At 67.1% G+C, this 20512-nt stretch carries 19 protein-coding genes and 2 pseudogenes; 10 read left to right on the top strand and 11 right to left on the bottom strand.

Annotation, left to right across the window (positions count from 1 at the left end):
• Window positions 1-43: 43 nt before the first annotated feature.
• Together ACI2L3_RS29155 and ACI2L3_RS29150 are read right to left on the bottom strand one after the other, a co-directional pair.
• Window positions 44-190 (bottom strand): hypothetical protein, encoded by a 147-nt coding sequence (locus tag ACI2L3_RS29155; protein WP_404755360.1) that lies wholly within the window; start codon window positions 188-190, stop codon window positions 44-46.
• Window positions 191-283: 93 nt separating this feature from the next.
• Window positions 284-523 (bottom strand): hypothetical protein, encoded by a 240-nt coding sequence (locus ACI2L3_RS29150; protein WP_404755359.1) that lies wholly within the window; start codon window positions 521-523, stop codon window positions 284-286.
• Between the two features lie 93 nt (window positions 524-616).
• Between ACI2L3_RS29150 and ACI2L3_RS29145 the strand changes: the two genes are divergently transcribed.
• From ACI2L3_RS29145 to ACI2L3_RS29135, 3 genes are all read left to right on the top strand, one after another.
• Window positions 617-1267, top strand: a complete 651-nt coding sequence (locus ACI2L3_RS29145) for a nucleotidyltransferase domain-containing protein (protein WP_404755358.1) — start codon at window positions 617-619, stop codon at window positions 1265-1267.
• A gap of 23 nt (window positions 1268-1290) precedes the next feature.
• Entirely contained in the window at window positions 1291-1674 is a 384-nt protein-coding gene (locus ACI2L3_RS29140; protein ID WP_404755409.1) for an NUDIX domain-containing protein, read from the top strand.
• Between the two features lie 123 nt (window positions 1675-1797).
• Entirely contained in the window at window positions 1798-2334 is a 537-nt protein-coding gene (locus tag ACI2L3_RS29135) for a GrpB family protein (RefSeq protein ID WP_404755357.1), read from the top strand.
• Between the two features lie 163 nt (window positions 2335-2497).
• Here ACI2L3_RS29135 and ACI2L3_RS29130 read toward each other — a convergent pair.
• Window positions 2498-2680: pseudogene (locus ACI2L3_RS29130) on the bottom strand (IS5/IS1182 family transposase); the annotation flags it as partial.
• A 218-nt stretch (window positions 2681-2898) separates the two neighbouring features.
• Between ACI2L3_RS29130 and ACI2L3_RS29125 the strand changes: the two are divergent.
• From ACI2L3_RS29125 to ACI2L3_RS29110, 4 genes are all read left to right on the top strand, one after another.
• On the top strand, window positions 2899-3342 hold the full coding sequence (locus tag ACI2L3_RS29125) for an SRPBCC family protein (RefSeq protein WP_404755356.1): 444 nt from the start codon (window positions 2899-2901) through the stop codon (window positions 3340-3342).
• Window positions 3343-3580: 238 nt separating this feature from the next.
• A complete protein-coding gene (locus tag ACI2L3_RS29120; RefSeq protein WP_404755355.1) occupies window positions 3581-4402 on the top strand; it encodes a sulfite exporter TauE/SafE family protein in 822 nt (273 codons plus the stop codon).
• 208 nt (window positions 4403-4610) lie between these two features.
• Entirely contained in the window at window positions 4611-4829 is a 219-nt protein-coding gene (locus ACI2L3_RS29115) for a hypothetical protein (RefSeq protein WP_404755354.1), read from the top strand.
• 206 nt (window positions 4830-5035) lie between these two features.
• Window positions 5036-5377, top strand: a complete 342-nt coding sequence (locus tag ACI2L3_RS29110) for a hypothetical protein (protein ID WP_404755353.1) — start codon at window positions 5036-5038, stop codon at window positions 5375-5377.
• Window positions 5378-5493: 116 nt separating this feature from the next.
• On the opposite strand, the gene ACI2L3_RS29105 is transcribed toward ACI2L3_RS29110, so the two are convergent.
• Window positions 5494-5925, bottom strand: a complete 432-nt coding sequence (locus ACI2L3_RS29105) for a DUF4259 domain-containing protein (protein ID WP_404755352.1) — start codon at window positions 5923-5925, stop codon at window positions 5494-5496.
• A gap of 57 nt (window positions 5926-5982) precedes the next feature.
• Window positions 5983-6720 (bottom strand): transposase, encoded by a 738-nt coding sequence (locus ACI2L3_RS29100; RefSeq protein WP_404755408.1) that lies wholly within the window; start codon window positions 6718-6720, stop codon window positions 5983-5985.
• 954 nt (window positions 6721-7674) lie between these two features.
• Here ACI2L3_RS29100 and ACI2L3_RS29095 point away from each other — a divergent pair.
• Window positions 7675-8355, top strand: coding sequence for a DUF1963 domain-containing protein (locus tag ACI2L3_RS29095; RefSeq protein WP_404755351.1), 681 nt, complete (start codon window positions 7675-7677; stop codon window positions 8353-8355).
• Between the two features lie 1277 nt (window positions 8356-9632).
• Window positions 9633-10688 carry a type II toxin-antitoxin system Phd/YefM family antitoxin gene (locus tag ACI2L3_RS29090; protein WP_404755350.1) on the top strand — a complete coding sequence of 352 codons (1056 nt, stop codon included), beginning with the start codon at window positions 9633-9635 and terminating at the stop codon, window positions 10686-10688.
• 70 nt (window positions 10689-10758) lie between these two features.
• On the opposite strand, the gene ACI2L3_RS29085 is transcribed toward ACI2L3_RS29090, so the two are convergent.
• From ACI2L3_RS29085 to ACI2L3_RS29075, 3 genes and pseudogenes are all read right to left on the bottom strand, one after another.
• On the bottom strand, window positions 10759-11238 hold the full coding sequence (locus tag ACI2L3_RS29085; RefSeq protein WP_404755349.1) for a VOC family protein: 480 nt from the start codon (window positions 11236-11238) through the stop codon (window positions 10759-10761).
• A 208-nt stretch (window positions 11239-11446) separates the two neighbouring features.
• A pseudogene (locus ACI2L3_RS29080) lies at window positions 11447-12069 on the bottom strand (transposase); the annotation flags it as partial.
• Window positions 12070-12464: 395 nt separating this feature from the next.
• Window positions 12465-13010 carry a DUF1648 domain-containing protein gene (locus ACI2L3_RS29075; protein WP_404755348.1) on the bottom strand — a complete coding sequence of 182 codons (546 nt, stop codon included), beginning with the start codon at window positions 13008-13010 and terminating at the stop codon, window positions 12465-12467.
• A gap of 989 nt (window positions 13011-13999) precedes the next feature.
• On the opposite strand from ACI2L3_RS29075, the gene ACI2L3_RS29070 reads away from it, so the two are divergent.
• Complete coding sequence (locus tag ACI2L3_RS29070) at window positions 14000-14341, top strand: hypothetical protein (protein WP_404755347.1); 342 nt, start codon at window positions 14000-14002, stop codon at window positions 14339-14341.
• A 1183-nt stretch (window positions 14342-15524) separates the two neighbouring features.
• Here the strand turns inward: ACI2L3_RS29070 and dctA are convergent.
• The 3 genes from dctA to ACI2L3_RS29055 form a co-directional block, all read right to left on the bottom strand.
• Window positions 15525-16907, bottom strand: a complete 1383-nt coding sequence (gene dctA / locus ACI2L3_RS29065) for a C4-dicarboxylate transporter DctA (RefSeq protein WP_404755346.1) — start codon at window positions 16905-16907, stop codon at window positions 15525-15527.
• A 374-nt stretch (window positions 16908-17281) separates the two neighbouring features.
• The gene (locus ACI2L3_RS29060) at window positions 17282-18340 is read right to left on the bottom strand and encodes a tartrate dehydrogenase (RefSeq protein WP_404755345.1); all 1059 of its coding nucleotides are present in this window, start codon (window positions 18338-18340) and stop codon (window positions 17282-17284) included.
• 127 nt (window positions 18341-18467) lie between these two features.
• On the bottom strand, window positions 18468-19352 hold the full coding sequence (locus ACI2L3_RS29055; protein WP_404755344.1) for a LysR family transcriptional regulator: 885 nt from the start codon (window positions 19350-19352) through the stop codon (window positions 18468-18470).
• Between the last annotated feature and the right edge of the window lie 1160 nt (window positions 19353-20512).

Genomic DNA, 20512 nt, shown 5'->3' with positions numbered 1-20512 from the left:
CTCCTGAGGTTCCGTGCGGTGACTCGTGGGTGGGACAGGTCCTTCACCGGTCGAGTTCGTCCACGGTGACGGTGAGGCCGGCGGCGACCAGGACCAGGTTCTTCAGGACGTACTGGCCCTCCAAGGTGGGGGCCGCTTGGTGCCACATGACCTCCGGCAGCAGAAGCAGTGAGGCGAAGACGCGGGCCATGTGCGCGTAGAAGAGTGCTTACTGGCTCCAACAAAAGCTGCTGATCATGAGACGGTCGGTCCTTTTCCTCATAGGTCTGGGTATGGGGACCCGTCAGTGGCAGCCGTGGATCGTGTCAGATGAACTGCGGGCCGACGCCGAACCGGGTTGGGCCCGGTGCGTTCGACAGCAGGAGCGAGACGTCCGCGTAGCCGTGTACATGGGCTCCGTCGATGGCGGTCTGTGCCAGCGGGTACGAGGTGTCGCGCAGCCCGAGGGGGGGGCGAAGATGCGGCATTCGAGGTTGCTGCGCAGGTCGCGGCCGGTGACCCGTTCGACGATCAGGTCGAGCAATAGGTAGTTGGTGTTGGAGTACCAGAACCGTGCCCTGCGTGCCCGGAAGAAGCCCCGCGGGGTCGCTTCTGTCCTGCTGCTAGATTCCTTCTGGTGAGCGAGCAACTCCCCAGCGGTGGCATCGAGCTGTCGCCCGCCGAAATCGATGCCCTGGACGCCAGGTGGTCGTCCTGCTGGACCCCGGAGGAGGTTGCACAGCGCCTGGCCGGGGTCGCCGCGCCGTGGTGCGTCGCCGCCGGCTGGGCGCTGGATCTATTTCGCGGTACGCAGACGCGCGAGCACGGGGACATCGAGATCGCGGTCCCCGCCGCAGAGTTCCCCGAGGTTCGCAGCCGCTTTCCCGGATATGCCTTCGACGCGGTCAGCAGCGGCCGGATCTGGGAGAACGCCACACCGGACGTACTGGCCGCCACACACCAGACCTGGCTGCGCGAGCCGGCCACCGGCGACTACCTGCTCGATGTGTTCCGCGAACCCCACGCCGGCAAGATGTGGATCTGCCGACACGACCAGACGATCCGGCTTCCCTACAGCAAGATCATCCACCGTACCCCAGAGGGCATCCCCTACCTGGCGCCGGAACTGGTCCTGCTGTTCAAGGCCAAACACGCACGCCCCAAGGACCAGGAAGACTTCAACGCCACCCTCCCGCACATGACTTCAGCTCAGCGCACGGCACTGGCCGAGCTCCTCACCCGCGTCCACCCAGGACATCGCTGGCTCGGAAACCTGTCATCCACCTGATGGCCGGTCTGCGATGACACGGCATCTCTCGCGAACAGTGCTGGGCCCGGCAAGGCGGACTCCTGCACGAAGCTCTCCGGCGCGAGGTGCAGGAGGAGGCCGGGCTGCTGATCGGCGATCCGGCGCGGACGGCTTTCCTCGTGCACGTCGACTCCGAGCAGCACCCCTCGGCATTGGCCGCAGCCTTCGAGGTCGAACATTGGTCGGGGGACCTCGCGCCGCAGGACGACGACATCGAACAATCCGCCTTCTTCCTCCTGCCTGATGCCCTGGAGCTGCTCGGCGAACTGGACAGCGCGACACAGCGGGAGCCGATCGTCAGCTATCTGACCGGGGCCGTCGCGCCGGGCGCAACGTGGCTTTACCGGAATCGGGGTACGAAGGAGACTCTTGTCGCCCGCTGGTGACAGCACTCAGCGCCCACCGCATGGAGTGACCAGCGACCCGGTACACGTACACGGACACGTAAATGCCAGCCGCAGATCTCTGAGGAATGCGATGGGCTCCGGCGCCCCTGAGAGACTGCCGACATGACGGACAGGATCGTGGTCAGCGCCTACGCCCCCCCAGCGGCCCGAGCGGTTCGAGGATCTGCGTTTCAGTGGCTGGCCCCTCACGTCGCGGATCTGGCTTTGTCCATCGAGCACGTCGGCAGTACGGCCGTACCCGGGTGTGCGGCCAAGCCGATCATTGACCTCGATGTCGTGGTGGCCGAGGAGGCGGCCATGCCCGAGTTGATCTCGCGACTCGCAGGTCAGGGCTACCGGCACGAAGGCGACCTCGGTATTCAGGGACGGGCGGCATTCCGGGCCCCGCCTGCAGCTGCCGAACACCATCTGTACGGCGTGGTCGCGGGCACGAAGCCCCACCTTGATCACGTGCTACTCCGTGACTACCTGCGGCAGCGGCCCGCCGAGGTCCAGCGCTACAGTGCCTTGAAGATGGCCTTGGCCCAGCGGTGTACAGCCGACAGCGAGGGCAGGGCGGCCTACTCGGCCTCCAAGAGTGCTCTGGTGGAGGAGCTCATCGCAAGGTCCTACGCGCTGCGAGTGGCCGGCACATCGTGACCAGCCGCGCTTCATCTCTGGCCAGCTCACCGACCGATCCACCAGAGCCTTCAACCGCTCGCCCGCAACAGTGCCCGTCACCTCGGACACAGCGCCCTCCCCTGAAGCGTGTCGCACAAGGCTGCGTTCGGGCAGGTCAGGGTCCGTGACAGGGGTTGTCTGGTCATGAGGCCAGGGCGAGGTTGTGCATGTGCGCGACGGCCTGGACGGCGTGATGGAGGCCGTTGCCGTGCTGCCGGCAGTCGCGGAGAGTCTTGTAGTCCTTCATCCGGCCAATGACGTGTTCCACCCGGGCCCGCACCGTGCGGTGGGCGGCGTTGTCGACTTCCTCGCCCGGTAGAAGGCTGACAGATAAAGACCGGTGCGTCGGCCGGCACAATGAGCGCAGGGCCCGCCTTGCCCTTTGAGTCGCGGAAGTTGGATGACCGGTGATGCCGTGACAGTGGAATTGGGCCAGGCCAGCTGAGAGCCCACGCGGCCGCTACGCCAAGGGACTGTCCGGCGCATCATGCATGTCCGATTCGTTCAAGAGGACGGTGACCACGGTCCATTACCGTCACCACCATGAACAACAGCGGTAAGGGCTCACGCCATCTCAGTACCTATATTGACCGCACCGTCAACGATGTCTACGCCTACGCATCGGACCCGGCCAACCTGCCCGCATGGGCCCGTGGCCTGGGGGAATCCATCGAAAAGATCGAAGACCATTGGGTCGCGGAGTCTTCCCCCATGGGACGGGTCGTGGTCACCTTCGCGCCGCACAACGAGCTGGGTGTGCTCGACCACGACGTCACGCTGCCCTCTGGAGAGACCGTCTACAACCCGGTCCGCGTGATCGCCAGCGGCGCAGGGAGCGAAGTGGTGTTCACCCTCCGTCGGGGGCCGGGGATGAGCGACACCGAGTTCGAGCGAGACGTCGGCATGGTCGCTGCCGACCTGGCCCGCCTCAAGGAGCTGATGGAGTCCGGCCAGGGGTCCTACTCCGGTTCCGGCGGATCCATGTGATCGCCCCGGAATCGGATCGGTGGCAGGTCATGGACGGGGAGAGCTGATGAGTGACGTCACCTGGAGTACTCAACTCCGACTGGCGGTCGTCCAACTACGACGGCAAACGATCCAAGTTCGATGAGACGGGACATTCTTGGGAGGTCCGAACGAATCAGGAGCGGACGCCCGGTGCCTTGCACCGAAGGTGGGCCCGCGCCGTAGCAGCAGAGATGGCCCACTGGCGAGGATGCCCCTCATGAGCAACCGGACCCTCCATTACCTTCACCCTCTCCAGACGCCGCACTCGGCACCCGTCGTCTTTGGAGCGGGTGCCGCGATCGGTGTACTGGGCGGGATGATCGGGTTGGGCGGCGCCGAGTTCCGCCTGCCACTGCTGATCGGCCTCTTCGGGTTCGCCGCGCTCTCGGCGGTCATCCTGAACAAGGCGATGAGCCTGGTCGTGGTCCTGATCGCGCTGCCCGCCCGCCTCGCCGCGGTCCCGGCCACCGAAGTCGCCGCCCGCTGGCCCGTGGCGGTCAACCTGCTGGCCGGCAGTCCCCTCGGAGCCTGGGCCGGCGCGTCCTGGGCGGTGCGCATGCGCACCGCCACCCTCTATAAGGTGCTGGCCGCCCTCATGGTCCTCATGGCCGCCGCGCTCGTGGTCACCCACGCCACCACCCTGGACACCCTCGCGCTGCCGCTCTGGGCCCAGATCCCCGCCGGCGTCGCGGCCGGATTCGGCATCGGCGTCATCGCCGCAATCATGGGAGTGGCCGGCGGTGAGCTGCTGATCCCCACAATCGTGCTGCTCTTCGGCGAGGACATCAGGACCGCCGGAAGCCTCTCTCTTCTGGTCTCCCTGCCGACCATGCTCGTCGCGTTCGCCCGCTACAGCCGCGACGGCAGCTTCGCCGTCCTCGGCGCCAACCTCCGCTTCACCGCGACCATGGCCGCCGGCTCGGTCGCCGGGGCCGTCCTGGGCGGACTACTCCTCGGCGTCTTCCCGGACCTGGTACTCATCCCCGCCTTGGCCGTGATTCTGCTCGTCTCTGCGGTCAAGCTCGCCCGCCACGCCTGAGCAGTAAAGGCCAGGCGGTCCGACTTCAAGGGCAGCCGATCCAACTTCAGTGTCAGAGGGCACGCCCTGTCTGCGGTGCCCTCGGTGCCCTCGGTGCGCACACCGTATCGCCGCCGACGGCGGGCCGTTGCTGGTGACGGTCTTCCGTCCAAGGGAGCATCTCGGGCCGTTGGCGGGGCGAAATGCTGGAACAGTTCGTTGGGAGGACATGGAACGAGCGTCGCGGGTGCGGGCGGCGGGGCAGGGCGGGGCGTACGCGGCGTACGCGGAAATGGCTCATGCCATCGCGTTCCGGCACCGGCTCGAGCCGACCTGCGGTGTGCGGGCGTCATGGGTGGCCGAGCGGCGGCGTGGCGAGGTGGTGGGTGCGCTGACCGCGGCACCGCCGCTGGGGTGGATCGGTTCGATCAAAAGGGCTTCCACATGATGAGCCAGGAGCACCGGTCGTGCGTTGCCCAGCACATCGTGGAGGTGGAAGCTCTGTCGATCGCGCCGCAGGTCCGCGGGCGCCACCCGGGGCATCGCCTGATCGAGAAGGCTGCCGCGCACTAGGCAGGTTTCGGCTACCGGCTGACGCTCGGGACTACCACTGTCCTGTCCCTGGCGCGGTACTACCGACAGGCGGGTTTCACCGTGCTGAAGCCGGGCGAAGTGATCGCGGTGGCCGACCCGCGGGGCGCGATTCTTCACGGGCCTGCCGATCAGCACGCCATACAGATGTGGAAGGCCTTGAAGGCCTTGAAGGCCTTGCACGCGGAGGTGACGGTCGTGGGCAGCCGGATGCCGGACGGTACGCCGCTGCAGCTACTGACGCAGGAGTTGGTACCACCGGACGGCTCGTCGGAGGTGGCCCGGCATGACGACGGAAGTGTGACGATCAGCGACGGCGGTGTGCAGCAGACCATGGACGCCCGGACGGCGGGGATGATGGAGCGGATGTACCGGCCGCCGGTCACGGAGGCGTCCGGGTACTGATGCTGTCGTTTCTCACGAACATCGAACACGACATCACAAGGACGCTGCTCAACGTCGCGAACGTCCGCTGTTGTGACTCGGGTTCTGGCTCAGCTTTCGCGCCGAGTGACGCTCCGTTACGGCTGGACATCGAAGAGAGCGATGGAAGGGGGTGGCGGGGCAAGCACTGCGCGCAGGCGGGTAAGTACAGCTTGCCACTGCTTCCAGTCCTCCGGGTCGACCCAGTTTGAGGCCGGGCCATCCTCGTCGCTGGCGATACGGGCGAGGGCCTCGTCGGCGAGTGCCCGAAGGTCGGAAGAGAACACGGGCATAGGTGTTTCCGGACCGTAGGACATGTCGTCGGGATCGCCTTCCGGGCATTGCGCCGCGATGAGCGCAGCGGCGGCGACCGCCTCTTCCGCTTCCGTGAGATAGCCGGTGGCGTCGATCGTCCGGATGAGGACGTGTCGGATCAGGGCTTCGCGCGCCTCGGGCTCGGCGTCGTCGAGAGCGTTGGCGAAGTCTGCGGCTGTGTCGTTGTCGAAGGGACCGGTACCCCAGGTACCCATGTTGATCTCCCTTACGTAAGGTCGCCCGGATCTTCGCATCAGAGACTGACAACATGGCTACGGGGCGAGCAGGCCCCGTTTGCGTAGAAGTTGGAAGCCGACGCGTCCGGACATGTGGCGCTTAAGCATCTTGATCCTGTTGACGTGCCCTTCGACGACGCCAGAATTCCATGCAAGGTGAGTCCGGCGACGACCGCATCGCGGTCTCGGTCGATTCCTGCCGCACGAGTGTGGAGGCTGGGCAGGTCGTCCTGGCGGACTGCGTCGAGCCATTGTGGGAGTCGTTCGCCTTGGCGCCGGAGCTGTTCGATCTCGGTCAGCGTCTCGGGTCGGGTCGGGTCGGGTCGGGTCGGGTCGGGTCGGGGGAGGATCCACCTCGTCACCGCGCGAGGCGCCGGCGGCTGCGCCTCGACTGGCCGAGGCGAAGTGCGCTTCTCTCGCAGGTAGGCGCTGACGCGGGCCGTAGCCGCCTCGATAGCCCAAGGGAACGATCCCCTCCCAGAGCTTCCAGGCGTTGGTGCGGCCCTCGTCCCAGCGCTCATCCAGGTAGGGCTTGTCCTCGTCGTCGAGGCGGCGGGCAACAGCCCGCTCAGCGGCTTCCCCGAGGTTGCGCCAGTGCCAGCGGTCGGCGACCTGCGTCGTCTGGGGCGCACCGGCAGTGGCGCCTTCCGCGGAGAACGGCGCGCAGTCCCGGCAGACGACCTCAATACCTGGCCGCTGGGCGAGCCAGGCGGCCAGGCTCGATGCTTCCCGATCAGGCAGGAGATCAGTCGGCCGGCTGGTCTCGACGTCCACCAGGACAGTGCCGTAGCGACGGCCCTTGCGGGTGGCGTACTCGTCGAGGCCGACCACCCGCGGCGTCGGCACCTCCGGTTCGGCAGCGCCTCGACCAGGCGCAGGACCGTACTCCGGCTGATGGGCGTGCCGAGCACGGCAGCCAGGCGGGCACCGGCTCGATAAGCCAGGGCGAGGCCGACTGCGGTCAGGATGGAACGCAGTCGCTCGGTGCGCTGGCCATGCCTGCAGGCGAGACCGGATATCTGCTCCACGAACGTCTGACGTGGGCACTTGGCGTTCCTGCTCCCGCACCGGAACCACCGGACCCGCAGCTGGACTGCGACGCTTCGTCCCGCGCTCGGGATATCAGTGAGAAACCGCAGGTAGGCGCTGTGAACTCGGGTCGAGCAGACTCCGCAGCCCGGGCAGGCGGCGCCGCCGTGGTGCACTGCGCGGCGTCAAGGCGCACCTTCTCGATAGCCACGGCCACCGACAGCACCGTGATGTCCGCGATCACCGGGAACAACAGCGCCTTCAGCCGGAGTGCAACGTGGAACGTCTTGCACGGCCCGGATTGTCTGCCAAGCGGCACCGACCACCGTCCATGTTCGGGCGACTTCACCTACGTCCGGAGACGCTCAGCCGTCACTCACCGTGGCCACTGCATGGAAGCTGAGCCAGAACCGTAACTCGTGAACAAAGCCATCGCGCCGACCACCCATTCAGCCCCTGCCGACATCGCACTTCACAGGCCAGTAGCGCCAAATAGCTTTGCCCTCAAGCGAGTTCGGCCCCGCTGCTGCCCGCTCATGATCCCGTTAGGGTGGCCCGGTGACCGATGCGAGTATGGACAGAACGAACCGATTCCGGGCCGAGGCGGCATCCCAGGGTCTGCCATCGGAGGAGGTGGAGGAATGGATACGTGTCGCCCGTCCGGCAGCGTACTTGGCGGAGGGCGGTGACGGTCCCCTCGTGGCCCGGATCGGCGGCGACCCCATGCTGCCGCACGGCCTGCCGAGGCCGTCCGAGCACTTCGTGGCCTCCGTCGACCTCGCGGCTCTGCCGCCGGACGCCACCGGCCTCCCGCTCCCCGCCGACGGCCACCTGCTCCTTTTCGCCGGCACCGATATGCCTGGCATCGGTGGACAGGTGTCCGATGCGGTGCTGTACGTCCCCGCCGGGACCCCGACAACCCGGAGCCCTCTCGAACACAGCTGGCGCGAACCGTACCGGCCGCGCGAGCTCCGCACGGTCTGGCACCAGCCGAGCGCGCAGATGCCGGAGAGCTTCGCCCTCGACAGATGGGGCGGCTTCCCCGAGGACGAGCAGTTCGAACTCGCCGACGAACTCAGCGACGCCTGGGCACACGTGGGCGGCCACCGTCCTGCCTGGGCCTTGCAGGTCGGCGGCCACCCGGTCTCGCCCCAGAACGACCCCGTCCACGACGCCCGTGACCCCGAAGATGCCGGTCCCTCCGCGCAGGGCGGTACGGCTCACGGAGAGGACGCCGACGACTGGGCTCTCCTGGCCAGTTGGAGGTGCGGCGAGGACGTCACGGAACTGGACTCCGGCATGGCCCACTGGGTGGTCCGCCGCCGGGATGTGGCGGCCCGGCGCTTCGACAGGGTCCACCGCTACGTCGAAATGGCCTGACCGCGTTGGGGGGGCAGGCGCGGCCGGCTCCACGACGCTCATTGACTGCCTTCCCCGCCACGCCCAGACGGTCCGTGTCGTCACCATGGCGGTCGTTCTGCCCGGGAGCCCACTGCCCTCCCCGGTCCAGGCTGCCCGTGAAAGGCATACGGCCGGTAGGCCCGCAGAGCGCTGCCCCCCACTCTGGTGAGCGGCACCAGTCTTCCCGGGCAGCGCCCACGACCGTGGGCAGGCGGGCGGTTCACCGGCCACCGGATCGCGGGGTCGGTCGGGTGGCCCAGAACGCGGGCTTGCCCGCCACCTCTCATGGCTCGGGTGGAGGGCGGGCGACCGTTCAGGAACGGGTCTTCCGGTGGGCGAGGAGAGCAAGAATTGCGAGAACCATTCCACTCGCCACGGCTATCGCCCCGAGTGCGATCGGGACCGCATCACCGGAAATGGCCCCTGCAATGCATGCGCAGATCCCTCCCACGAGCACTATTGCCGAGAGGTTCCGCGCACCTCTGACTGCGTCACCCATCGGCGTCCTCGGTCGCCGCACTGAGCTGCGCACCTTTCACTTGCCTCGACCGCGCCGCAGACGCAACAGGAAGATAACCCCCGGAACAACCACTGCAACGAGGAACGCTACTTGAGCCCAGACGGGACGGTCGGGCCCCCCACCCGGAGCTGCTAGCTCCGCCATCACCACCTCCACATTCTTCTACCAGGTGCATTCCCCCCCCTTGTACCCCTCTGGTCGTCTTCCATGGCGTGGGCGGCATCGGCAAGTCCACGCTCGTGCGCAAGCTGAAGGCCGCACTCGGCGGCGCCCGGCCAACGCGATGGGGAGAGCCGGTCCGGGCCGGGCACAAGACCCTGCCCATTCGGATCTACCTGGCGCGCTCGCAGTCCTGCTCATCGACTCCCTGATGTCGACGGCGCATTACCTGCCAGCCCGTCAAGTCGGCCATATCGTCAGGGCCGCCGACTTCCTTGGTTGGCCCATACCCCACCCATTAACATGTATCCGAAAAGAACGATGAGCATGGGTACGCCTACGACCCACCTGGTCCCTTTCCCCAGACCTGACATCCACACCATGATCGGCCAGAAGATAAGTCCTAGAATCACCAAACCGCCAAGGTAAATACTGAGACGCTTCGAATACTGGCTCATTCCATGTCCTTTCACTCGGCTGCGGGGGCACTTACGCACTGGCGCGAATGAAGGCGCTCAAAAAGTGAAGAGCTTGAGAGTCGAGCGCCGCCGCATCGCCGCTAGTAATGTCCCCTCGTATGGACAACGTTGAACTGAGCGACGCCATAGCGGACTTCGCGGGTCTCGTCGGTCGCGTCGAGGAGACCGGCGAGCGGGTGTGTGTCGTCGACGGTGGCGAGCCGACGAGTGTGCTCCTGCCCGCGGCGGAACTCGCCGAGCTGGAACACTTCGCCCAACGGGCCCAGGGCGGAGCGCGATTCCGGCCCAGGTCCGGATCGGGGCAGGGGCACCCGTTCGGCCCGGACCCGCAGGGCCCGTACATCCGGTACGTGCACGCTGACGGGGGGCGGATGACCTTCGTGCGGGACCGGGTGGTCGTGGCCGAGCTGAGGTCCGTGGCGGAGCTCGACTGGCTGGAGGACAGGGCGCGCACGGCCCGCCAGGGCTACATGCCCCCGAAGCAGGTGGCCGCGTTCGAGGAGTTCCTCGCCCGCCAGGGGCCGGTGGGCGACGGCGTGGCGTGGATCGCCGACAGTTGGCGGGACCAACAGCCCTTCACGAAACTCGTGTTCATCAAGGGGCCGACCGCCGAGGACGTCGCCCTCGCCTACGGGGCCGACGCGCAGGACATCGCCGACGGGCTGCTGCTCCACCAGGTCGAGGAGCAAGACGCGCGGGAAGGCACCGACGACCTCACCCGCGTGCTGGCCTTCGGGGAGGAGAACGGCTGGACGTGGCTGGGCTACCACGACTTCGACCATGCCTTCTCGCGCTCCCTCGACCCGCCTCCCGAGCAGCAGATCACGCTCGGCGCGACCATGGCCAAGGCCATTTACACCTTCGACTACTTCAAGGACGGGGTGTACCAGAATCCCTTCCCCATCGAGGACGACGACGAAGACCAGCGGGACATGTACGAGCTCATCTGGTACACCCCGGGGGAGGCGCCGTTCGCCCCGGAAGCGCCGCTGTCCTTCCTCAACCTGCACCTCCGCATCGCGGAGAAGGCAGGCAACTGGACGGACAACATCGCGCTGTTCTTCGAAGGCCTGGAACGGGCCTTCGGCCTCGCTTTGCCCCGGGACGCGATCACCTCCGGGAACGTGCGCTGCGCCCGTCCGGCTCGCCGCTGAACCAGGGACGGGCCGGGCAGCGGCGAGGAAGCGGCTGCTGCCTGCGATGGGTTTCCGATGCGTGCGGGTCTTACTCAGCTTGCTCAGCTTGCCCTTTGACCCCGGAATCGGACGTTGATGCTGCCCTGTGATCTATCCGGGCAGCGGGCTGCTGGATGATGTTGACCATCCAGGTGATCCCGAACTGGTCGACGAGCGAGCCGGCCTCGTCACCCCATGACTGCTTCTCCAGGGACAGCGTCACGGTGCCGCCGTTGGACAGCTTCTCGAAGTAATCGCGGAGTCTGGCGTCGTCACCGCCGAGGAAGACCGCGACGTTGTTGCCTGGAGTGTGGGGCATCCCTTCCCGAACGTCCCACGCCATCAGCGTGTAGCCGTCCGAGGTGCGGAGCGTGGCGTGCATGATCTTGTCGGGGTGAGGCACGTCCGGCGAGCCGTATTCGGCGTAGGTGCCCATTTCCAGCTGGCCGCCCAGGACGTCCTGATAGAACTCGATCGCCTGACGTGCGTTCCCATTGAAGGCAAGGCACGGGTTGAGCTGAGATCCCACCTGATGCTCCTTGGCGTGAGTGATTCAGACGGCTTGAACGTAGCAACGGGCACTGACAACTACCGTCTGAGCCCTGGTGGCACGCCGGTCAGCCGGCATCGAGAGCTCCTATTCCAATAGCCCCGGCGGAGGCGCTCAGCTTGTTACTGATCTTTACGGCCTTTAAGGCGATTACGTTCGGTGATGGTCTCGACCGTCTGGTCGTTCGCATCTGGTCCACCTGGAGGCGGGTGAGGGTTGCCTCGATGATGGGGAGTTCGCCGTCGTGGTCGATTCAGGCCGAGCGGGTGGTGAGCCTGGGGGCGGATGCGGTTCCAGGCTATGGCCTGGGCTGTGCCGTAGCGGTCGGTGCCCTGCACCGTCTCCGCGTCGCGCTCGTCCCAGGTCCCGGACCTGGCGAAGCGGAACTCCTTGCCGTGCTTCGGCGGCCGCCCGCTGCGTCCGCAAGCATGGCAGAACAGCCACTCCGGGCTGCACGGAGCATCTGGACGCAGCCAGTTGGTTACGTCGACCGCCAGGACAAGCCGGTTGTCGGCCGTCTTGGGCTGCGGCAGCACCGCCAGGGCGTAGCGAAGCGCGTCCGCGTCCGCTCCACGTCAACGCGGCCGCAGTTCAGGGCGTCGTACAACGGCCGTGCCCGCGTCGATGTTCGGCCAGCGCCAGCAGCGTCAGGTCCACCGGCGAAGTCACTGGCCTGTCCTCACAGAGCATCGCGTCCGTCAGCTCGAACAGGGTGCCACCGCGTCGGGTCAGGCACGCGTACAGGTCCTCCCACAAGTGTGACGTGAAGTCGAACGCCTCGCGGCGGGCATTGTGGTTCAGCACACTCACCTCTGCGGCCTTGCGGTGGGTCGTCGGCGAGTCTGGCCATGTTCGGCTTCGGGCGCAGCATGGCGATGACGGTTTCGTTGGCGGTCATCGGGTGGGAGGCGTCGCTGGAGCCCGCGCCGCGTGCGGTGGAGCTCCATCCCCCTCCCCCGCCGAGCGCCCCAGCTCGTAGGAAGCAGCCTGAAGGTCCTTGAGGGGCAGGTTGCATAGCTTGTCCCTCCCTCTCGGTGGAGCCACCGTTCTCGAAGAGGCCGTGCTTGCGCATGTTGGAGAGGAGCGCGCCGGTGTGTGCAGCGGTGCGGACGGTCTTCTGCTCGGGCAGGGTCGGCTTGTAGGCGTGCCTAAAGCTCAGGTGCGGGGCCCCGATCCGCTGGACGAAGCCGGGACCCGAGGGGGGCTCACTTCTTCCTGTCGCTCATGGCCGCAACGACCGTCACCACAGTGCCGGCGAGGAGCGGCAGAATCATCGCCACAAGGAGCCATGCGGGCACGTTCGGGTCCGGCGTCGAACGCCAGAGCATTCCGCAGCCCACGAGGAAGGAAATGCCGATGCAGGTGTTGAACAGCAACAGGGCACGTGCGATCCGGCACGCTGAGGCCCGGCTGCCGGGCCTGTTCAGCAGGGACGATGTCGCCCGTGCTGAAGGGAAGGGTGCGGCGTTGGCGTCCGACAACTCGTCGCGTGGTGTCAGCCGCAGCGTCAGCTCCGCACAGCCGGCCATCAGAACTGTCATTCCCGCGTACAAGAAGACCAGCACGAACGCGCCGCCGATCGACTTGTCCGTCCAGGCGTCCACTCCGTCGACCCCGATGTGCTTCGGTATCCGCCCCGGCAGGTGTGGGTAGCGGAGCGCACCCCAAATCGACAACACGACGAGCAGGACAGCGTTGGGAAGCAACCACAGCCGGACAGAGGAAGAACAGAGCATCATGGGACCGATCATCCGATGAGTGCTTGACGTTGGAAAGGGAGCGCTGCACGGGGCGGACCGTTCCCGACTCTTCGCTTTCTACGTGGCGAACGGCACCCTCGACCTGGCCTGCTCGATGGGTTCGACTGTCGCTCGACCGTTTTCCACTCTGGCTCCTCCTTGGAACACGGTGACCAGGTCCGCGAGTCGCAGTTCGGTCTCGGCAGGCGGGAGTCAAGTGCGCATCGTGTTGGCGTCGTTCGCCTGCCCGGGCTGTGGTCTCGTCGTGCCGGGCCTGGAGGCTGGCCGGAACGTTGGCGATGTTCACGCGGCCAACTGGAGTTGGTGCCGCGCCCGGCAGCCAGTGCGGGTGCGGTGAGGCGGCGGGCCATATGCGCGATGGAGACTCCGTAGACACGCGGGCGTATGTCTTGGGTTCGATGCTCGTACTTGCGGGCCAGGCACCGGTGCAACATCAACGTGCCGTTGACCTGCTCCTTGATCCACCTTTCCAGCTTCTGGATAAGGCCGTTCGCTCTGATCGTCGCGGTTGCGTCGGCATTACCCCAGTTCAGACAGCCCTCGACAGGAACTGCACCGCTTCCGCTGTACTGCACTGGTTGTAGCTCCCGTGGGAGCAAACCAGCGTGGTACTTCCGGGTCAACCCCTTGTGGGACGCGCCCAAGGCTCGGTCTTCGTAGCCTGTGAGTCGCAACCGACCATCGCGGGGGAATCGATGCGAGTTCGTTCCATTGCTGCGCTCAGTACTCGCGCGACTCCTCTGTTGGCTGGCGATTCATTCAGAGGGCGTTAAGTCCATTGAGCGGATCCGCCGGCGAAAGGAATCGCGCGGACTGCCGACGTACGATGTCGAGTGCACTCGCGAGCGGATTGAGTATCTTTGCGAACACACGCCAACGATGCTCACCCTTCTCGCCGAAATCGGACGTCGGAGATGCTCCCGGTCGTTGAATTGGATCAGGGACTTCGGAGCCCTGACGAGAAGACAAGGGGATGCGACTTGAAGCGAATAATTGCGCAAATCGGTCTCACGGCCACTGTCATTGCGGCAACATCGGTGGGGTTTGCGTCGTCGGCGTCGGCGGCGGAGGCGTGCACCAAACTGCCGGGACCGTCCGGTGGCAACCTGCCGCTGTGCAAGACCTGGGTCTGGGACGGCAATGACTACGACGGCAAATGGCGGACGAACGGCCCGTCAACCCTGCCCTCGTACAGCTACCTGCAACGGTATGAGGACGGCACGGTCTACAACTCCTCGTACTCAGGCAGCTACAACGACCGTGACAAGGTGTACTTCCGGATCTGCGACAGCCGCGCCGGCAGGTGCGGTTCCTGGTGGTGATCGACCCCGGACTGCCGGCAGGCCCGATGCCGTCCCGCCGGGTGATGGAGCAGGGATCTTGACGTAGGCCCTGTTGCTGGGGGCCATCGCGTCACTCTCCTGGAAGGATGAGAGGTGCGCGATGGCCTTGTCCCAGCATGACCTCACTCCGGCTGCTGAGGGGCATGCACGGGCGCCCGGCCAGTCGCCAAGACTTTCTCCCAACCCGGACGAGGCCCTACCAGAGACGGACTCAACGTCCACTTAGAGCTCGGGGATCTTCCTCCGGAGCGACGTTCCGTCAAGCGCAGGCAGCCGGTGAGGGTGTGAGCAGGCCTCGGAGCCAACTGACAGGCTCTTGCTGGTTCAGAGCTGGCGGTCAGGGGATCGTGTACGCGACGCCGAAGAAGGCGCATGGTCACTAGTCACTCCCTGCTCCTGCATGAGCTGCCGCCCAGCATCGGCCTCACCGCAGTCTCCGTCCACCTCTTGCTGCCACGGTGTCGCGGCGCTTGGACAGTCTCCGCGACTGCGGAGCAATCTTCTAAGACGTCGAGATCGACTCCGCACTACTGGGAGGCAGTACCGGAGTCCTGCTGTGGATGGCGGTCACTCCGGCCCATCTCGACGAGGTCGCTCTCACGCTGTACCGCCACGACGAACTCGCCTTCATTGCCCATACCACCGGCCCCTCCAATCTGGTCGCGCACGCACCACGTTCCTCACCCACGTGAGGCTGGCTGTGGGCACGCTGGGTCTTTGGATTCCGCCGAGCCCGGGTTCGTTCGCAGAACCCGTTCTCACTCAGAGGTGGGGTAGGCCCCTTCTGAGACTTAGAAGCTGCTGATGAAGAGCCGACATGCCACGGGGAAGGGAACACCGGCGTATGCGTGCCCGGCGTAGGGGAAATGTGCTGTCCCGGCCTCTTCTGCCCCCTGCCGGGGAGAACGGTAGGGGGTAGGAAGTTCCGGCCGTGTCGAACTCCCCTCCGTAGCCCGCGGCGCCCTCTCGCTCACGGACCAGCAGCCGACTGGCCGTACTCCCAGTCGCGACAGTCCTACCCCACTCCCCCTTGCGTGAGTGAGAGCCGCAGCGTCACCCGGAAGCCGGGAGGAGGTGCGCGCGCCGGGCCGCGCAGTTGCTCGGCCAGTTGCGGTGAGGATGTCCTGCAGGTCGTGGCGGGTGACAAGTCGAAGGCTGGTGGTCAGGCTTGCGTCGGCAGTTGTGTCGACAGGTCGGCTGCTGTCTGTTCCTGTGTGGGCGGCGGGGGCTGGGGTTTTCCGGTGCGCAGCACCTTGTTGACGTGGGAGGTGTCGAGGGCGTTTTCCCAGCGGGCGACGACGAGGGTGGCGACCGCGTTGCCGGCGAGGTTGGTCAGGGCGCGGCATTCGGACATGAACTTGTCGATGCCGAAGATGAGCATGATGCCGGCGGCGGGAATGGTGCCGACGGTGGAGAGCGTGGCGGCGAGGGCGATGAACCCGGCGCCGGTGATGCCGCCGGATCCCTTGGAGGTGAGGATCATGACGGCCAGCAGGCCCAGCTGCTGGCCGATGCTCAGGGGGGTGTCGGTCGCCTGGGCGATGTAGATGGCGGCCAGGGAGAGGTAGATGGAGCTGCCGTCGAGGTTGAAGGAGTAGCCGGTGGGGACGGTTAGGCCGACGATGTCGCGACGGATACCGAGCCCTTCGAGTTTCTGCATCAGCCGGGGCAGGGCGCTCTCGGAGGACGAGGTGCCCAGGACGAGGACGAACTCCTCGCGCAGGTAGCGCAGTAGCCGGAAGATGCTGATCCTGAGTGCGGCGGTCACCGCGCCGAGGACGACGATCACGAAGAACGCCGAGGTGCCGTAGAAGAGCCCGATGAGCCGGCCGAGGCTGGTCAGGGTGGAGAAGCCGTACTTGCCGATGGTGAAGGCCATCGCGCCGAAGGCACCCACGGGCGCGGCCAGCATGACGTAGTGCAGGATCTTGAAGACGACGGCGCTGAGGCGCTGGATGCCGTCGACGAGAGGCTCGCCGACGGGGCCGACGGCCTTGAGGGCGATGCCGAAGAGGACCGAGAAGAAGAGGACCTGGAGAATGTTGCCCTCGGCGAAGGCGCCGACGGCGCTGGTGGGCACGAGGTCGGTCAGGAAGTGCCACCAGGACTGGCCTTCGCCGTCTTTGACGTACTGACCGGCGTCTCCTGTCAGCTGGAGGTCTCCGGGGTGGGCGTGGACGCCGGCTCCGGGCTGGAAGACGTTGACCGCGACGAGGCCGATGAGCAGGGCGGCGAGGGTGCCGGCCTGGAAGTACAGCAGGGACTTCAGACCGACCCGGCCCACCCGGCCGAGGCTGTCGACGCCGCCGATGCCGGCCACGATGGTCACGAACACGATCGGCGTGATCAGCATCTTGATCGCGGCGACGAAGGTGGTGCCGACGGGTTCCATCGCGGTGCCGACCGAGGGCCACAGCCAGCCGGTGAGGACACCGGTGACGATGGCGGTCAGGACCCAGAAGTACAGCTGCCGGTACCAAGGCTTCCTGGCCGCTTCGGCCTGGGGTGGAGCGGGGGCTGCGGGCGGCGGGGCGGATGCTGCCATGGCGTTTCTCCTCGTTGAGGAACGGGGCGCAACCGGGACGCGGAAGGGTCCTCGGGGGCGGGAGGGCCGGCTCGGGGACGGGAGGGCCGGCTCGGGGACGGGAGGGCCGGCTCGGGGACGGGAGCGCCGGCTCGGGGACGGGAGCGCCGGCTCGGGGACGGGAGCGCCGGCTCGGGGACGGGAGGGCCGGCTCGGGGACGGGAGCGCCGGTGGGCGAGCGCGGCTCGGGAACAGAAGGTGCGCGAGCGCTTGGAGGGTCGGGGGCGCCTGGGGGGGGCGGGGGCGGCGTCGTCCGTGCCGACCGCGGCGAGGGCGCAGGATCAAGAGAGTGTGCAGGCTCAAGAGAGGGTGCAGGCTCAAGAGAGCGTGCGGGCTCAGAGGAGTTCGAGGAGCTTGTCGGTGAACTCGGCCGTGGAGGCAGTGCCGCCCAGGTCCCGGGTGCGTACGTCTGTCTTGGCCAGGACCGCGGCCATCGCATCGGTGATGTCCCCGGCCGCTTCCGGATGGCCGAGGTGATCGAGCATCATGGCGGCCGACCAGATCGCGCCCAGCGGATTGGCGATGCCCTGGCCGGCGATGTCGGGGGCGGAGCCGTGCACCGGCTCGAACATCGAGGGGAACTCCCGCTCGGGGTTGAGGTTGGCCGCCGGGGCGACACCGATGGACCCGGCCACCGCGGCGGCGAGGTCACTGAGGATGTCACCGAAGAGGTTGGAGCCGACCACGACGTCGAAGCGGGCCGGTTCGAGGACGAACTTGGCCGCGAGCGCGTCGATGTGCTCCTGGTCCCAGCTGACCTGCGGGAACGAGGCGGCCCGCTCGGCGACGAGCTCGTCCCAGAACGGCATGGTGTGCACGATGCCGTTCGACTTGGTGGCCGAGGTCAGCCGGCCCTCGCGCTGCTCGGCGAGGTTGAAGGCGTAATCCAGCACGCGTGTGACGCCGGCCCGGGTGAACACGGCCTCCTGTACGGCCATCTCGTCCGGGAACCCGCGGTTGAGCCGCCCGCCGGCCTCGCTGTACTCGCCTTCCACGTTCTCCCTGACGACGACGAAGTCGACCTCGCCGGCCCGCGCCCCTCGCACCGGACTGTCGATGCCCTCGAAGACTCGGATGGGCCGCAGGTTGACGTACTGGCGGAAGCCGCGGCGGATCGGGATCAGCAGTCCCCACAGCGAGACGTGGTCGGGCACCGCGGGATGGCCCACCGCGCCCAGCAGGATGGCGTCCTTGTCGCGCAGCTGGGCGAGGCCGTCGGCGGGCATCATGGCGCCCTCGCGCAGATACCGCTCGCACGACCAGTCGTCGTAGGACGTATAGGAGAGGGTGAAGCCGTGCCGGCGGCCGAGGACGTCGAGTACCTGCTGCGCGGGAGGCAGTACTTCGGTGCCGATGCCGTCACCGGGGATGAGGGCGATGCGGTGGTTCGTCATGCCTTCGATTCCAGCAACGCGCCCGGGCAGACGTCCAAGACCGAAACCGGATCTCCCTTATAGCGGCCGCCTATCAGTTCAGTGGTCGCCTATCGCTCAGTGGCGTCCATCAGTCGGTAGCCGTCTATCAGTCGGTGCCGGTGGGGACGGCAATCGCGCGGAAGGCGGCGGCCGCCGGGGACAGGACGCCCCGGCGGCTGATCAGGGCAATATTCAGCGCGGTCGCGGGTTCGATGTCCAGCACCTCGGCCCCCGTCCGCCGGGCGATCTCCCGCCAGGATTCCGTCACGACCGCGAGCCCGACCCCGGCCAGCACCAGCGGCAGCAACGCGACCCGGTGCTCCGTCTCCGCCGCCACACTGAAGTCGATGCCCTGGTCGCGCAGGGAGTCGACGTACGCCCGCATCCCCGTCCCGGGCTGTCCCACGATCAGCCGCTGGCCCGCCAGTTCCTCGCACGCCACCGCTTTCCGGCCGGCGAAGGGCCCGCCCGGCGGTACCACCAGCACGAACCGCTGCTCCCCCAGCACATGCGCGCGGACCTCCGTGTCCGGCACCCTCCCGGCCGTCGCCAGCAGGCCGAGCTCGGCGGCCCCTGTCCGTACCGCGCCGACGACGTCCCGAGCCGTGAAGACAGCCTTGACCGCCACCGTCACGCCCGGATGACGCCGGGCGAAGGAGCGGATCAACGACGTCAGGGGCTCGACGGCCTGGGACGGCATCGACGCCACATCGAGGCGCCCCTCCCGCAGTTCGTGCACGGACGCCACGCTCGCCCGGGCGACCTCCAGGCTCCGCACCGCCGCACGGGCCGGTTCGATCAACGCCCGGCCTGCCTCCGTCAGCACCGCGCGGCGCCCGATCCGATGGAACAGCTCCGTACCCAGATCACGCTCCAGCGCACGCACAGCCTGCGACAACGACGGCTGCGACACGTACAGCGCCGAAGCGGCCCGGTTGAAACCGCCGCGGTCGACGACGGCCAGGAAGTACTCCAACTGCCGAATATCCATGGCTTCGATCCTCACTGGCCAGGGAGGTGCCCTCCACTGCGGGGACCTCATCGGGGCCTCATCTTTCCGAGGGTGACGCGGAGGACAGCGCGTGCCTCTGCGACCCCGACCGGGCCCAGACTGTTCCGACAGCAGGTGCGGGAGCCGAAGGACGGCGAAGCCCGGCTCCCACGGCGTTGAGATCTCTGCAGAAGGCGAGCTTGCCTTGGCCGAATCCGACGAAGAGCCAGAAGGTCCCCAGTGAGGCGGCGTTCCGGAGCATGGAGCGAACCTCTGCTTTGTCCCGGGGCTCGTCACCGACTTGGGTTACGACGAATGCGAGGTCCGCCGCTCCGGATTCCTGGACGCCACTCCACACTCAGGTCGCCTGAGGCAGGGGCAACATCGCCGACGCGATGTGTCGCGCCGTCGCCCACTACCAGTTCCACGGAGCCCAGAGATATACCCGGCACCGAAGCGCAGCACACACCTCCATGTCCTGCGACGGCCCCAGCGGCTCAGTGACCATGCCCGGAGCTACTTCAGGATCATTTCTTCCGGCGTCCCCCCGGGCCAGCCAGGGCTGCCCTGCCAAGCTGGACTGCCCGAGTGCTCGTGGCTCTCAGCCGAACTCTCCCGTGTCGACGAGGGGTACCGAGCGCATCTGGCAGATGGCCCGGTGGTTCGGCCCAACGAGAGCCGCTGGCATAGCGGCTGACTGACAGCATCTCCGCCAGAGCACACTTGGTGACCAGGTATGGCCACTACATGCAAGACCCCTCTGACGGTAGCTGCCATCCTGCATCGTCTCCCTCGCCGCAGGCGAACGTGGCCAAGGTCCCGGTAGTTGTAGCCGGCCCAGTGCACCTCACCGGTCAGCATCTGCCAGGTGGACACCTTGTTGGAGATCTTCCGCTGCTACACCCAGCGGTTCTTGCCAGGCCTCATAAATCGTCACGGAGCGATCTGCCGCCAACCGCCCTTACCATTCTCCGCCCTCTTGGCCACTTATATGCGTATCGTCCCGAACGCCTCGGCAGGCGACTTCCGGACCGCCGAAGCCCGGCCGGCGCACCGCGGCGCCATCGCGGTGAGCGTGAGCCCCTCGTCTCAAGAGTGTTGTACAACGGCGAGACAGCTTCGAAAGATCGTTTCGCGGTGTCACCAGACCGGCGAGAAAC

This window comes from Streptomyces sp. NPDC029674 (assembly GCF_044903205.1).
GTDB lineage: Bacteria > Actinomycetota > Actinomycetes > Streptomycetales > Streptomycetaceae > Streptomyces.
Note: the sequence above shows the minus strand (reverse complement) of the source record. Positions and strands in the feature narration are given on the sequence as shown.